Consider the following 14246-nt stretch of genomic DNA (forward strand, 5'->3'; position numbering starts at 1 on the left):
GTAACACGGATGTCGATAGGTCTCCCAACTTAGCCCTTAGCGACGGGTGTCGCGATAATGGAATGCACATGGTGTGCAAATAATACACAAGGTGACTTTGTTACCTTAGCTTGGGATTATAAAAGTTATATGAACACAAATCGTGAACATGAGTGTGATGTGTTAGTGGTAGGGAGTGGCGCGGCTGGTTTGTCGTTGGCTTTGCGCGTAGCTAACCACTGTAAAGTGATGGTGCTGAGTAAAGGGCCACGCAGCGAAGGGGCGACCTATTATGCCCAGGGTGGTATTGCTGCTGTATTTGATGAGTCAGACACCATTGATTCACACGTTGAAGATACACAAATCGCCGGCGATGGTATTTGTGATGAAGATACCGTGAGGTTCATTGCTGAACATTCAAAAGAGTGCGTACAGTGGTTGATCGACGGTGGTGTCCCATTTGATCGTGAAGAGGATGACTCTGACGATGAGCCTCGTTACCACTTAACTCGTGAAGGTGGCCATAGTCGTCGTCGTATTCTTCACGCGGCAGATGCAACAGGTATGGCGATGCAAACCTCTCTGCAAGATAACGCTCACAACCATCCAAATATTCATGTTCTCGAACGTCACAATGCGCTGGACTTAATCACCGAAGACAAAATTGGCGGTGATAAAAACAAAGTTATCGGTGCTTATATTTGGAACCGCAACGAAGAGCATGTCGAAACCGTGCGGGCCAAATTTGTGGTTCTCGCTACAGGTGGCGCTTCAAAAGTTTATCAATACACCTCTAACCCAGATGTTTCGTCTGGTGATGGTATTGCCATTGCTTGGCGTGCAGGGTGTCGTGTGGCAAATATGGAGTTTAACCAGTTCCACCCGACGTGTTTATATCACCCAGAAGCACGTAACTTCTTGTTGACCGAAGCGTTACGTGGCGAAGGTGCTTACCTGCGTCGTCCCGATGGTTCTCGCTTTATGCCAGATTTCGATGAGCGTAAAGAGCTTGCTCCGCGTGACGTCGTGGCTCGCGCTATCGACTTCGAAATGAAGCGTTTGGGTGCCGACTGTATGTACCTCGACATCAGTCACAAACCTGCGGACTTTATTACGAAACACTTCCCAACCATTTACTCACGCTTGATGGACTTGGGCATTGATATGACCAAAGAGCCAATCCCAATCGTACCTGCTGCGCACTACACTTGTGGCGGTGTCATGGTGGATAGAAATGGCTGCACCGATCTTAAAAACTTGTATGCGATTGGCGAAGTCAGCTATACAGGGCTGCACGGTGCTAACCGCATGGCATCAAATTCACTTCTCGAATGCGTGGTTTATGCTTGGTCTGCGGCGAAAGATATTCTAAAACATCACACTAACGTGGAGCTTCCTTCACAGGTGCCATGTTGGGATGAAAGTAAAGTGACCAACAGTGATGAAGAAGTGATCATTCAGCACAACTGGCACGAGCTTCGTCTGTTTATGTGGGACTACATGGGCATTGTACGAACTGACAAGCGTTTAGAACGCGCCTTGCGCCGTATCCAACTGTTGCAACAAGAAACGCATGAGTACTACAGCAATTTCCGTGTCTCGAACAACTTATTAGAACTGCGTAACCTTTTACAAGTAGCAGAGCTGATGGTTCGTTGTGCGATGCAGCGTAAAGAGAGTCGAGGTTTGCACTACACGCTTGATTATCCGAACCAACTGGAAAACAGCGGACCAACGATTTTGGTTCCAGCTAAACAGCTTTAATTCGACAAAATAAACTATTACATCAACAGGGAGCATTGGCTCCCTGTTTCATTTCCCACTGGCGTAATACCAAAGATAATTGACGGTAATGCTGATCGTCACAGCTATCACGCCAAATCGTGACGCTACGGCCAGACTGCAATCGAAATGTTATCTTGAATGGCAATGTCGATGTATCGACTCGTTGTAACTGATCCTTTTCAGACTCAAGAGCCGCCGAACATTCACTATACTCAAGGGCCTCAAACCTAACCGAGCCATCGCAATGCACATACCAATAACCCTGACTTGTCGGTTTAACAAAGCCTTGGCTCAGTAGTGCCTTAACAATCATTAATAACAAATAAATCGATAATACGAGAGGGATGCTAGAGAGGGTAACGGCCCAAGTCATCAGTAAGAAAAGTATTACATTGAGAACTCGGGCAGTCAGAGAGGGAGAAGCGGTAAAATTAACGAACTTTGCTGAGGTTATGGGCGACAATTTTATCAACCATTGCAGCATGACCTAAGTTTTCGCTGCGGCCATGCCCCATTATCCAAGTAAACAGATCAGGATCATCGCATTCAAGTAAAGAAACAAAGTCACGCTGCTCTTGTTCACTCAGAGTATCAAAGCACTCTTCAAAAAACGGCATAATTACTACGTCAAGCTCAAGCATGCCTCGACGACAAGCCCATTTAATACGCGCTTTTTCTTCCGGAGTGTACATTCACTATTCCTTCATAGATGTCTTGTTGTTAGTGCGGAGTGTAACAAGGGATGTGCTACGTCACTAGTGTGCGGGTCACAATACGATAGTGAAAGCAGACAAATGTTGATTCGTAAATCGCTCCCCTAGTATCTCAAGGTTATTTGGGTATAACATAGCGGAAAAATATCTTCAAAAGGCATTGTAATTATGGAATGGCAAACTCGTTTTTCAGCACTACCTCTCTCAACTCAAGACGCACTTCCAGAGTTATCTATCTCGCTGCTGGACAATTTCGGCATGATCACCATGGTCGGTGACGATAAAAAATCATACTTACAAGGTCAGGTTACCTGCGATGTCGTTTCTTTAGAACAAGACCAATCAACATTAGGCGCACATTGTGATGCGAAAGGTAAAGTGTGGAGTGTGTTCCGCCTTTTCCATCACCACGATGGCTACGGCATGATCCAACCAAAATCGGCGATTGACGTAGAACTTAGCGAAATAAAAAAATACGCCATTTTCTCTAAAGTAACGATTGAAGCTTCTGATGAAGTTATCTTAGGTGTTGCCGGCGTCAAAGCCGATGAGCTTATTTCTTCAATGAGCAAAACGACTGGCAGCGTTCGCCCTGTTGAAGGCGGCACCGCGGTACAAGTTTCACAAAACCGCTGGCTACTGATATTAAGTGCGCCAGCTGCGCAACAAGTCGTTGAAAATACAGATGCTGCCCTTACGACAAATGAGCTTTGGAATCGTTTCGACATTGAAGCTGGTTTACCATTTGTCTCTGCATCCGCGCAGAATGCTCACATTCCACAAGCACTCAACGTGCAAGCTTTAGGAGGCATTAGCTTCACAAAGGGCTGCTACACAGGACAAGAAACGGTAGCACGAGCTAAGTATCGCGGTACAAATAAACGTGCGATGTACATCGTAAAAGGGGCAACTTCTGCTCCATTCAGTGACGAGCCAATTGAGCTCGAACGCAGCGTAGGTGAAAACTGGCGTTCAGTGGGTGCTTTATTAAACCACTACCAGTTCAGCGACAATCACGCGATTGGCCTGATCGTACTGCCCAATAATCTCGATGAAGACACTCGTCTTCGTTTGGTTGCTCAACCAGAATGTGAATGGACAATCGAATCACTGCCTTACAGTCTTGATGATGAGTAATACAATCAATACTCCTTTGATGCAATTTCTCACAGCCCAACACATTCCGTTTCGTCTGTTACCGCATCAAAAACCAGCAACCACTATTGAGGATGCCGCGCAACAACGCGGTATTCGCCCTTCTCAAATGGTGAAAGCAATCTTGCTACGAGACATGGGTAATCAATATGCACTCGCCTGTGCGCCTGGTGATCGTAGTGTCGATCCCAAAAAAGTGCGCTCGTTACTGCAATGCCGCCGGATGACTTGCGTTGATCAAGCCGACGTTGAGGCCATCACGGGTTACAAAATTGGTACTGTCACTCCACTATTACTCAAACGACACATGCCGATCGTGTTCGATCCTAGCTTACTAGAAGAACAGGAAGTCACGATCAGCAGTGGCGATCGCATGGCCGGACTGGCGCTTTCTATCCAAGATCTTATCCAATTGTGTCAGCCGACCGTAGCTGAGATCTGTCGTTAATCGTCTAAAAATAGTGTAATAACACGTAGTGTTTCTATCATCACGTGATCTCGCTCATATCTATAAAAATACACGAGAGAATTTTTAATCACATATAAAACATAAATAGTCACAAAGATAAAACTCGTATATGCTGAATTTGTTGGTTAAGTTTCAAACAAGCACTTAACCAGCATAAAGTGAATCAGCTGACTGAATGACAGTATTCATGGCGTCAGCTGTCCACTTTTGTGTAATGCATCTGTGACTATTCGCCCGCTGAAGCGGGCTTTTTTTTGTACGGAACTTTTTTCTCTTCCTCTTTCTCTAACCGTTAGGACGTAAAGTTTGTTCTGTTGGATACCACCTCAATAGAAACAATTAGCAAACAATCATTTTCGTTCTATTCTTAATTCTGTAACAAAACTATTGCTTAATGCGTCACGTAAAAAGGAGTGTATTGTCGTAAGGGTTCCTTGAACGGTGATTTTTTGGGGTAATCCTCACGCTATTTAAGAGATGACACTGTCAAATTGTCTAAGACAACACAAATCTCTGACGCAACACCCTACATCTGTATTTAATACTATGGCTGTCACAATAATTTTCGCGTCCAAAACGTAGAATACCTAGGCTAGGTTAGATAAAAGGAAAGTAAATATGAGACTGTTTAAGCGCTATACACCAAGTATGATTGCTAAACATATAAGTCGTCTTTTTAAAGGAAGAATTTATATTTACGGGGTCGGTAGATTCGAGTTTGATAACGGCAAGTTAATACTGCCGGAGAAAGCAGAGCAACGCCATTTCCGAGCGGTCAAAGAGATCAACCAAGAAATAATGAAACTCCGATGCGCATATGCTTAGCAAAACGTTGATAAAACAAAGGCTGGATTAACCAGCCTTTTGTGTATTTGAAGTTCGCTTTACACCTACTGACGTGCCAGATCCGGCAGATGACCTTTTAGACCAAGCGCACGCTTCATGATCTCATCTTTCGCTCCCGGCAATTGACCCGCTAAACTCAAACCAATGCCACGAACCAGCTTCTTAGCAGGATTCTCTCCAGAGAACAGGTCTCGGAACCCTTGCATTGCAGCGATCATCTTTGCTGCTTCCGCTTTGCGCCAACGCTCATAACCTCTTAGGTTGCGTTTGCTGCCAATATCTTGGCCTTGCTTCCATAGCGCTAGCACCTCTTGAGCGAGGCTGGCTGCATCTAATAAACCTAAATTTACCCCCTGGCCCGCTAGAGGATGAATGGTATGGGCAGCATCACCAACCAATGCGACTCGCTCCACAACAAAATCTCGCGCATAACGCATTTTCAGAGGAAACGCGGCACGCTCTCCCACGACTTCACATAGACCAAGTCGTGTATCAAATTCGCTCGTCAACGCTTTGTTGAAATCATGCTCACTCATTGCCAATAGCTGCTCTGCACGATTTGGCTCAGTGGACCAAACAATAGAGCACATATCTGGTTGCGACATTGGCAAAAACGCCAATGGCCCTTGAGGAGTAAAAATCTGTCGTGCAATGCTATTGTGCGGAGCAGCGGTTTTAACATTCGCGACCAGAGCATGATGTCCATAATCCCAATGCGTTAACGGAATATCCATTTGATGACGAAGCCACGAGTTTGCCCCATCGGCTCCGACCACTAACTTAGCCGTCATGGCTTGACCATTGTCGAGCGTCAACCAACTTTCTTGTTCGCCCACCGCTAAGGTCGCGCAACGTGCAGGCATAAACATAGTGACGTTATCGAGCTTTTGGACTTGTTCGAGCAGTGCGAGTTGAATCACTCGATTCTCAACAATATGCCCTAAATCAGGTTGTGCCATGCTTTGTGCATTGAACTCAATACTAGCGAAGCTATCTTGCTCCCACACTTCCATTCCGTAGTATGGTGAAGCTCGGCGTTGCTCTATTCCCTGCCAAGCGCCAAGCTTACGCAAGATCGTCTCACTAGAACGGCTCAACGCAGACACACGCACATCAGGTAACTCTTTCAACGACTCATCTGGCACCTTGCCTTCTATTACGGCGACACGCAGATCGCTGTCCTTGAACGCGGCAGCAAGTGCCAACCCAACCATCCCTCCGCCGATGATGGCGATATCTACACTTTGCATCATTGCTTTTTATTACCTAATTCAGTGCGGCCGTTCATCGTTTTACCAAACCAAGCGTATGGCGCAGTAGCGGCTGCTTAAAAATAGAAAGGTTATCCATCGCTGCTAAGGCTGTATTTCGCCCAATTCGCATCGCGGGTAAATCATTTGAAAAAATATGCACTAAGGCACTGGTTAGCCAGATCGTTTCGCTTCGATCTGCCTCTCTACGCTGACTAAAGCGCATCAAGCCTTGATAAAGACCAACATCATCGCTTTGCTGCACGATTTCTTCTGCTAGCGAGACAACGTCGCGAATACCAAGATTAAAACCTTGTCCAGCTATCGGATGCAGCGTTTGCGCCGCATTCCCAACAATCGCAAAACGATGAGAGATATTTTGCTTTCGATGGCGAAGAAGCAATGGGTAACTCGCACGTCGTCCCACTTTTTTCATCGCGCCCAAACGCCAGCCAAAATCTTGTTGTAAACATTGGAGAAATGCTTGGTCAGATAACTCAAGAACTGCTTGGGCTTCCTCTGGGTGCAGACACCAAACTAAGGACATTCTATTGTCACTCATTGGCAATAAAGCAACAGGGCCATTTTCAGTAAAACGTTCAAAGGCTCTACCCTGATGAGGTTCTTGAGTCACAATATTGGCAATGACAGCCACTTGTTCAAAATCTTGCTCAGAAAGCTCTAAACCAATTTTCTGACAACAAGTCGAAACAGCACCATCGGCTGCCACCAGCAGTTTTGCTTCAAGCTTCCCACCGCTTTTCAACGTAATATGGGTACAGTCTTGCTCGCGCTCGATATCGGTAACAGAGTCAGGGCAAAACAGCGTAATGGATGCGCTGCTATCTAATAATTCTTGATATACGCGACCAACATCGGCTAATTCGACAACATACCCTAGTGCTTCAACGCCAATCTCTTGCTTGGTAATTTCCGTCATCCCAGCATGAGAGCGGTCAGAAACGTGGATATGTTCAATGGGTGTGACAAACGGCTCTATCGAGGTCCAGAGCTGTAGTTGACGCAACAGATTGACAGTACCGTAAGACAATGCGATTGAGCGAGAGTCAAAACCAGGGTGCATATCTGACTGCGCTTTAAAAGGCTCAACGACGGCAATGCGGAGCTTTCCCTGGGACAAATGGTCAATCGCCAATGCTAACGTTGCACCAGCCATGGCACCACCAGCAATGACTACATCATATTGCTTCATGCTAACCTCTGGACCATCTACGATTAATGAATAGTAGGCTTTTTATCGCTACTTTCAGGGCGAACACCAAACTCAGCATGAATCGTTAGTACGCAAGCTTTGATGTGTTCAATCACTTGTTCTAGCAATTGCGCTTGTTCACCGAGGTCGTCATCTTCATCAATGCCTAATTTGGCAATCTCTTCTAGGTCAGCCAATGCTTCTTTAGCGTCATCTGACGCTTTATTTAGCGCAACACCTGCTAGACCTAACCCAGAAATAAAGTGGTTTACGAAATCGGACACGCTGTCAGCCAACGCGAATAAGCCTTCTTCTCCCGGCTCATCTGGTAATAATAAAGACAGCTCCATCGACGTGCCCGTGAGTTCATTGACAGTAACGGTGAATACGCTTTGAGCAAACGCTAGCGCGGTAGAAGGCCACCCCATACCATCATTGGTGTAGTCAAACAGAATAGGCTGCCAAGTTTGATCATTAATCGCCAATCCACCACTTAGCATGCCGACAAATAAGCCATGTAATTCCGCAGGTGTTACTGCTAGGCTTGCAGATTGCAGTTCAGCAGCAATAGATTGGTATTCAGGAAGGGTGATTTCACTCATAACTTGGCTCATTCTTGCATAATAATGTATTGGTATATCCTACCATCAAGGTTAGTGGTCTGAAACGGCTATCAAATTCAATTTTGAACAGCATTTGCTCAATTTGCCCAATTCCTGTGTGATCTCGTCATCATTTCTCTTTCTGTGATGGGAAATGCTTGAATCTTAATAGCGGTTTTCCTATAGTTTGCTCCTCGGTAGTTGTATGAAGCAACACCTTAGATAGCGCGAATATAGAGTTTATTCATCATGAGCAATCAAGCGATCGACGTTGAAATATTAGGCAAAGTTACACGAGTGAATTGTCCGACAGGACAAGAAGAGTCTCTTGTTGCAGCGGCAAAAGATCTGGATCGCCGATTGAAAGAAATGAGCGAACGTACTAAGGTAACCAATGAAATCCAACTGCTGACCTTCGCTGCATTGAATATTTGTTATGAGTTGCACACCAAGTCATACGAATCAAACGGTCAACAGCAAGAAATTACTGAGCGAATGGAAAAGCTCACTGCGTCTCTTGAGAACGCACTAAGCAAAGTTACGCAAGGACAGCAGTAAATACAAAATTTACCCTGGGGTGTGCGTCAGCAGGATTTAAGTCCCTGAGCCGATAAGCAATACCTAAGGGTTAGTATTTGGTAACTATTGAGCAAGCTCGGCATGTACCGAGAAGCCTACGGTTGTCATTGCTGATCCGCCTTGAACCAGCTGGTTCAAGGGCCACAATCCTCAACGGCACCCTGGGGTATTCTCTCTATGTCAGACCTCTCTCGACAAGACTTTCGCAAACTGATTCGTGAAAAGCGCAACGCATTGTGTAGCGATACGCAATTCCAAGCGGGAATCGACCTTGTCACTCAGTTCTCTCAAATTCCTGAAATCCAGCAAGCACAGCATATTGCTATTTATCTTTCTGCTGACGGTGAACTTGATACCAAGCCGCTCATTGAGTGGTTGTGGCAACAGGGAAAATCGGTTTATCTACCTGTCATCCATCCGTTTTCCAAAGGTCAGTTACTGTTTCTTTTGTACGTAAGTGATGATCAATTGGTCTACAACAAATACGGCATCTTAGAGCCCAAACTGGACATCCGCCACCTCAAGCCCGTTCGTCAACTTGATATCATTTGCACGCCTTTGGTTGGATTCGACAGCATCGGCCACCGCTTAGGCATGGGCGGAGGGTATTATGACCGTACCCTGTCTCATTGGTTTACAACCGGAGAAGGTGCCAAGCCTGTTGGTATCGCTCACGACTGCCAACATGTAGAACGCTTACCAATTGAAAGCTGGGACATTCCATTACCTAAGATCGTGACCCCAAGCCGAATATGGCAATGGGAAAGTGGCAAGTAAGCAGCTATAATCACGCCCGCAAACGTTAACGAACATCTATTCAGGAGATTGGCATGACTCAAGATGAAATGAAAAAAGCGGCTGGTTGGGCAGCACTAAAATATGTTGAGAAAGGCAGCATTGTCGGTGTTGGTACTGGCTCTACCGTGAATCACTTCATCGATGCACTAGGCACTATCAAAGACGATATTAAAGGTGCAGTGTCTAGCTCTGTCGCTTCAACTGAGCGCCTTAAAGAGCTTGGTATTGAAGTATACGAGTGTAACGACGTAATGAAGCTGGATGTGTATGTTGATGGCGCAGACGAAATTAACCCAGCACGTGAAATGATCAAAGGCGGCGGCGCGGCTCTGACTCGTGAGAAAATTGTCGCGGCAATCTCTGATAAGTTCGTATGTATTGTTGACGGCACCAAAGCAGTTGACGTACTAGGTCAGTTCCCACTACCTGTAGAAGTGATCCCAATGGCACGCTCTTACGTTGCGCGCGAATTAGTAAAACTGGGTGGTGACCCGGCTTACCGTGAAGGCGTTGTGACTGACAACGGCAACGTAATTTTGGATGTACACAACATGCAGATTACTAACCCGAAAGAAATGGAAGACAAGATCAACGGTATCGCGGGTGTGGTGACTGTGGGTCTTTTTGCTCACCGTGGTGCTGACGTCGTAATCACAGGCACACCAGAAGGCGCAAAAATTGAAGAATAAATAACAGCTCAAATCGACCTATCTGGTTCACTTTTCTGTTATTTCATTACATACGGTGCTGCAAGGCACCGTTTTTTATTCCTTTCTCTAAGAAAATTATCTCTTATTCCGTAATTTTCTTACCCAAAGCAATTTTTTTTTGTTACTTTATTGAACAGAAGACGCACAAGGAAACGTTTGTCCTCCTACAAAACTATCAATTATCCCCTTTTTAATAGTTTTGCCCAATGTGCGCCACATTAGCCCACCTTTCCATTTTAAGGACGAGAAAAAATGGCCAAAGTTTCACTGGAAAAAGAAAAGATTAAGATCCTCTTGTTAGAGGGACTCCACCCTTCTTCAGTTGAAGTTCTTCAAGCAGCTGGTTATACCAACATTGAGTACCATAAAGGTTCCCTTCCGGAAGAAGAATTGATTGAAGCGGTTAAAGACGTGCACTTCATCGGTATTCGCTCCCGTACGAACCTATCCGAAGAGGTAATCAATGCGGCGAATAAACTGGTTGCAATTGGCTGTTTTTGTATCGGTACTAACCAAGTAAACCTAGACGCAGCAGCAAAACGCGGCATTCCTGTGTTTAATGCACCGTTCTCTAACACACGCAGTGTGGCTGAGCTAGTGCTTGGTCAAATCCTACTACTTCTGCGTGGCATTCCTGAAAAGAATGCGCTTGCACATCGCGGTATTTGGAAGAAAAGTGCTGACAACTCTTACGAAGCACGTGGCAAACGTCTTGGCATTATCGGATACGGCCACATTGGTACGCAGCTAGGTATTATTGCCGAAAACTTAGGTATGCGCGTTTACTACTACGACATCGAGAACAAATTGTCCCTTGGTAATGCGACGCAAGTACATACCATGAGTGAACTACTAAACAAGTGTGACGTAATTTCTCTGCACGTTCCTGAAACGCCAGAAACAAAAAATATGATGAGTGAAGCTGAGTTTGCTCGCATGAAGCCAGGCTCAATCTTTATTAATGCAGCACGCGGTACTGTCGTGGATATTCCAGCGCTTTGCCATAGTTTAGAAGCAGGTCATATTGCGGGCGCAGCGATTGATGTATTCCCAACGGAACCGAAAACGAATGCCGACCCGTTCGAATCTCCTTTGCAGAAGTTCGATAATGTCATCCTCACTCCACACGTTGGTGGCTCAACGCAAGAAGCACAAGAGAACATCGGTGTTGAGGTCGCAGGAAAACTGGCGAAGTACTCTGACAACGGCTCTACGCTTTCAAGCGTAAACTTCCCAGAGGTGTCACTGCCAGAGCACGGTGGTGAATGCTCTCGCTTGCTTCACATCCATAAAAACCGTCCTGGTATTCTTACTCAGATCAACACCATCTTCGCGGAAGACGGTATTAACATTGCTGCACAGTACCTACAAACAGCCGCTGAAATCGGCTACGTAGTGATCGATGTTGAAACCGAGCGCTCAGAAGAAGCACTAGCGAAACTGAAAAGCATTGAAGGCACAATCCGTGCTCGTATCCTTCACTAATCACTAATTTGTGAAGCAGAAATGACAAAGGCAGGGAATACCCTGCCTTTTCTTTTTGCACCCAGCCTTATTTCAGCTTGTAAATCACGTCAACTTGATCGCGAATAATCATGGTAGAATCCTGGTAGCTGTTTGCCCCTTCTTTACTGTCCATCGCCATCGAGCGCATTAGAACTGGCTGAACGTGCATCTGTCTGTAATTGATCTGCCAGACATCACCCAATTTTTTCTCAAAGCCAGTAGCCAGTGACGCTGCTTTTTCTCGCGCATCTTGGATAGCCGCCATGCGTGCCTTTTGCTGATACTCAGCCTGGTTGCTTACCTTAAGTTGAATATTATCAACCTGATTAATCCCTGCTTCTAACGCCATATCTAGGTACTGGTTTAGGTTTTTTAGATCCGTAACCGTCACATCAATGCTACGAGAAGCGCGATAACCAACGAGCTCTGCTTTACCAGATTTAGGGTAGTGGTATTGAGGCGCAAGGTATAAATTCGAGCTGGTAACATTGTCTTTTGATAAGCCAGCATCGGACAGATTTTTCAGAAATTGCTCAACGGTTTTGTCTACTGACTGCTTGGCCTGTTCAGCAGTCATTGTCGTGTCTACCACTTTCACAGAAAACGTCGCCATATCTGGTGTAGCAATAACTTCACCATAACCTGTCGTCGTTACGTGAGCAAATTCAGGCGAGTTCGCCAACACTGAAGCACTAGTAAGGCTGAGTGCAGAAGCCAGCAAAAATGAATACAGTCTCATTCAATAAATCCATCCATACAAAAATAAAGTACTTACTCTCAGCAGAAAGGCTCAAGATTCAGACAAAACTATCACTACTGAGAAAGTGTATGGTTTCATAATAGAAACTTCTGTCGATTATCCAAGCACTCAGAATGACTTCTAACACAACTTTGACTATGTAACATTGGCGTAATTTTTCAACGAAACACTCTATCGGCAATGAACCCATCGCTGCAACAATGAACTTATTGAGGTAAGTGTCGCTGAGCATACCCGACTATCGCGTGTGAGATTTCTTGTAGAACCCCCGTTTCCAGTTGCCAATGATGCCAATAAATCCGATGGGACATTAAAAAACCGGGAGTAACATCAACCAACGCGCCACGCTCTAGCTCGTCGGTAATTTGCAAACGAGGGATTAAGCAATAGGCTACACCAGCTAACGCCACTTTTAGAAACGCTTCAGAGCTGCTGATGTTATGGTGAATGACGCTATCAGGGCTGACATTGAAATGCTCGGTAAGAAAGGTTTTATGTAGGTCATCATATTGATCATACGAAACGGCCGGCGCCTTGGCCAAAGTCTGGTTATTGACGCCTTGAGCAAAGTAACGCTGATAAAACTCCGGACTCGCGACACAAACGTAATCAACACGTCCCAAGTAATCCGCTCTACAGCCAGGTATCGGCTGGGATTCTAAGCTGATCGCCCCCGTCACTTCGCCACTTTTTAGCTTTTCGATGGAACGAGATTCACCATAGATAGTGAGTTTGAGTTCAACCTGACGCTGCTTCATGACATCTTGCAGTGCAGGCAGTAGCCAAGTAGCAAGGCTATCAGCATTGGTCGCCAAAGAGAGTTGTACAGGTCGAGTACTGGTATCATTCTTGAGTTCGGGCAGAATTTCATGCTCGAGTAAGCGCACTCGACGATAAAGGCCTAATAACTTTTTACCAATCGGCGTTGGCTTGGGTGGTTGACTACGAACCAAAACGGGTTGTGCGAGAAACTTCTCTAATTGTTTAATACGTTGAGAAATCGCTGATTGCGAGACAAATAAATGTTCGGCTGCACGCTCAAAGCTCCCCTGATAAACCACGGCATCTAATGCCTCAATCCATTTATAGTCCAACCCTCTCATCCTGATCTTCCTCTCCTGATAAAACATCAACCCTTAAATTAGCTTGGCTAATATAATATTAAAATCATTAATTATACTTATTTAGATAAACTCTTTATCTTTCACTCTTCTGAGCATTTATTGGTTATTTTGAAGTGAGGTGAAGTGTGAGCTTGTGGGTTCTATTGCAAGGATTTGGTTTAGGGGCATCAATGATCATTCCGATCGGCGCACAAAATGCGTATGTCTTAAATCAAGGCATAAAGCGCAATCATCACCTGACGACTGCCACTATTTGTAGCATCCTAGATATGATCTTCATTTCTCTAGGTATCTTTGGTGGTGGTGCGATTTTGTCTCAAAACGAAATCTTACTAACATCGGTGACGCTTGGTGGTATTGCCTTCCTGAGCTTTTATGGATTACTGTCACTTAAGAGTGCGTTTAAGTCAGACAGTGAGTCAGAATCAAAAGGTGAAGTCGTCGCTCGTGGTCGCCGAACGGTCATATTAGGTGCTTTAGCCGTCACAGTACTTAACCCACACTTGTACTTAGATACAGTCGTTATTCTGGGCTCTATTGGTGGGCAGTTTGAAGGCCATGACCGAATTGCTTTTGCACTAGGTACGATGATGGCTTCCTTTGTTTGGTTCTATACCTTGTCGATAGGAGCCGCAAAACTAGGCCCTACCCTGTCAAAGCCAAGAGTGAAAAAAGGCATCGACATCGCGGTCGCAGTAATGATGTTCACGATAGCGTATATTTTAGCTAGTGAACTTATTGAAAAGTACTGGTAATC

The 14246-nt window shown here is 45.3% G+C and carries 16 protein-coding genes and 1 other RNA gene; 10 read left to right on the forward strand and 7 right to left on the reverse strand.

What is annotated here, in order from left to right; translation table 11 throughout:
• Positions 1-129 precede the first annotated feature (129 nt).
• Positions 130-1743 (forward strand): L-aspartate oxidase, encoded by a 1614-nt coding sequence (gene nadB / locus ACWPOD_RS17800; RefSeq protein WP_031780368.1) that lies wholly within the window; start codon positions 130-132, stop codon positions 1741-1743.
• Positions 1744-1765: 22 nt separating this feature from the next.
• Here the strand turns inward: nadB and ACWPOD_RS17805 are convergent, their stop codons facing one another.
• Together ACWPOD_RS17805 and ACWPOD_RS17810 are read right to left on the reverse strand one after the other, a co-directional pair.
• Entirely contained in the window at positions 1766-2248 is a 483-nt protein-coding gene (locus ACWPOD_RS17805) for a protein YgfX (protein ID WP_308384594.1), read from the reverse strand.
• Positions 2196-2456, reverse strand: coding sequence for an FAD assembly factor SdhE (locus tag ACWPOD_RS17810; RefSeq protein ID WP_005393925.1), 261 nt, complete (start codon positions 2454-2456; stop codon positions 2196-2198). Before ACWPOD_RS17810 ends, ACWPOD_RS17805 begins: the two co-directional genes overlap by 53 nt.
• A 189-nt stretch (positions 2457-2645) precedes the next feature.
• Between ACWPOD_RS17810 and ygfZ the strand changes: the two genes are divergently transcribed.
• The 3 genes from ygfZ (at position 2646) to ACWPOD_RS17825 (ending at position 4926) form a co-directional block, all read left to right on the forward strand.
• Positions 2646-3614, forward strand: a complete 969-nt coding sequence (gene ygfZ, locus ACWPOD_RS17815) for a tRNA-modifying protein YgfZ (protein ID WP_225462176.1) — start codon at positions 2646-2648, stop codon at positions 3612-3614.
• Positions 3607-4080: an aminoacyl-tRNA deacylase gene (locus tag ACWPOD_RS17820; RefSeq protein WP_053807743.1), complete on the forward strand. Its 474-nt coding sequence runs from the start codon at positions 3607-3609 to the stop codon at positions 4078-4080. Before ygfZ ends, ACWPOD_RS17820 begins: the two co-directional genes overlap by 8 nt.
• A gap of 639 nt (positions 4081-4719) precedes the next feature.
• Positions 4720-4926, forward strand: a complete 207-nt coding sequence (locus ACWPOD_RS17825) for a DUF1107 domain-containing protein (RefSeq protein ID WP_005380970.1) — start codon at positions 4720-4722, stop codon at positions 4924-4926.
• A 65-nt stretch (positions 4927-4991) separates the two neighbouring features.
• On the opposite strand, the gene ACWPOD_RS17830 is transcribed toward ACWPOD_RS17825, so the two are convergent.
• Genes ACWPOD_RS17830 through ACWPOD_RS17840 form a run of 3 tightly spaced genes read right to left on the reverse strand, consistent with a single transcriptional unit; the run spans position 4992 to position 8012 of the window.
• Positions 4992-6200, reverse strand: a complete 1209-nt coding sequence (locus ACWPOD_RS17830; protein WP_005393929.1) for an FAD-dependent 2-octaprenylphenol hydroxylase — start codon at positions 6198-6200, stop codon at positions 4992-4994.
• Positions 6201-6231: 31 nt separating this feature from the next.
• On the reverse strand, positions 6232-7410 hold the full coding sequence (gene ubiH / locus ACWPOD_RS17835) for a 2-octaprenyl-6-methoxyphenyl hydroxylase (protein ID WP_456232104.1): 1179 nt from the start codon (positions 7408-7410) through the stop codon (positions 6232-6234).
• A gap of 23 nt (positions 7411-7433) precedes the next feature.
• On the reverse strand, positions 7434-8012 hold the full coding sequence (locus tag ACWPOD_RS17840) for a YecA/YgfB family protein (RefSeq protein WP_033907447.1): 579 nt from the start codon (positions 8010-8012) through the stop codon (positions 7434-7436).
• Positions 8013-8261: 249 nt separating this feature from the next.
• Between ACWPOD_RS17840 and ACWPOD_RS17845 the strand changes: the two genes are divergently transcribed.
• The 5 genes from ACWPOD_RS17845 (at position 8262) to serA (ending at position 11584) form a co-directional block, all read left to right on the forward strand.
• On the forward strand, positions 8262-8570 hold the full coding sequence (locus ACWPOD_RS17845; protein WP_005393932.1) for a cell division protein ZapA: 309 nt from the start codon (positions 8262-8264) through the stop codon (positions 8568-8570).
• An 8-nt stretch (positions 8571-8578) separates the two neighbouring features.
• Positions 8579-8763: non-coding RNA, 6S RNA (gene ssrS / locus ACWPOD_RS17850), on the forward strand.
• Between the two features lie 5 nt (positions 8764-8768).
• Complete coding sequence (locus ACWPOD_RS17855) at positions 8769-9368, forward strand: 5-formyltetrahydrofolate cyclo-ligase (RefSeq protein ID WP_456232105.1); 600 nt, start codon at positions 8769-8771, stop codon at positions 9366-9368.
• A gap of 53 nt (positions 9369-9421) precedes the next feature.
• Positions 9422-10078: a ribose-5-phosphate isomerase RpiA gene (gene rpiA / locus ACWPOD_RS17860; protein ID WP_005380982.1), complete on the forward strand. Its 657-nt coding sequence runs from the start codon at positions 9422-9424 to the stop codon at positions 10076-10078.
• Positions 10079-10351: 273 nt separating this feature from the next.
• Positions 10352-11584, forward strand: coding sequence for a phosphoglycerate dehydrogenase (gene serA, locus ACWPOD_RS17865; RefSeq protein WP_456232106.1), 1233 nt, complete (start codon positions 10352-10354; stop codon positions 11582-11584).
• A 67-nt stretch (positions 11585-11651) separates the two neighbouring features.
• Here the strand turns inward: serA and ACWPOD_RS17870 are convergent, their stop codons facing one another.
• Positions 11652-12344, reverse strand: coding sequence for an oxidative stress defense protein (locus ACWPOD_RS17870; protein ID WP_005393939.1), 693 nt, complete (start codon positions 12342-12344; stop codon positions 11652-11654).
• 227 nt (positions 12345-12571) lie between these two features.
• Entirely contained in the window at positions 12572-13468 is an 897-nt protein-coding gene (locus ACWPOD_RS17875; protein ID WP_046875104.1) for a LysR family transcriptional regulator ArgP, read from the reverse strand.
• Between the two features lie 146 nt (positions 13469-13614).
• Between ACWPOD_RS17875 and ACWPOD_RS17880 the strand changes: the two genes are divergently transcribed.
• Positions 13615-14244 carry a LysE/ArgO family amino acid transporter gene (locus ACWPOD_RS17880; protein ID WP_012841398.1) on the forward strand — a complete coding sequence of 210 codons (630 nt, stop codon included), beginning with the start codon at positions 13615-13617 and terminating at the stop codon, positions 14242-14244.
• Positions 14245-14246: the final 2 nt, after the last annotated feature.

The sequence above is a fragment of the Vibrio sp. JZG120 genome, assembly GCF_053890955.1.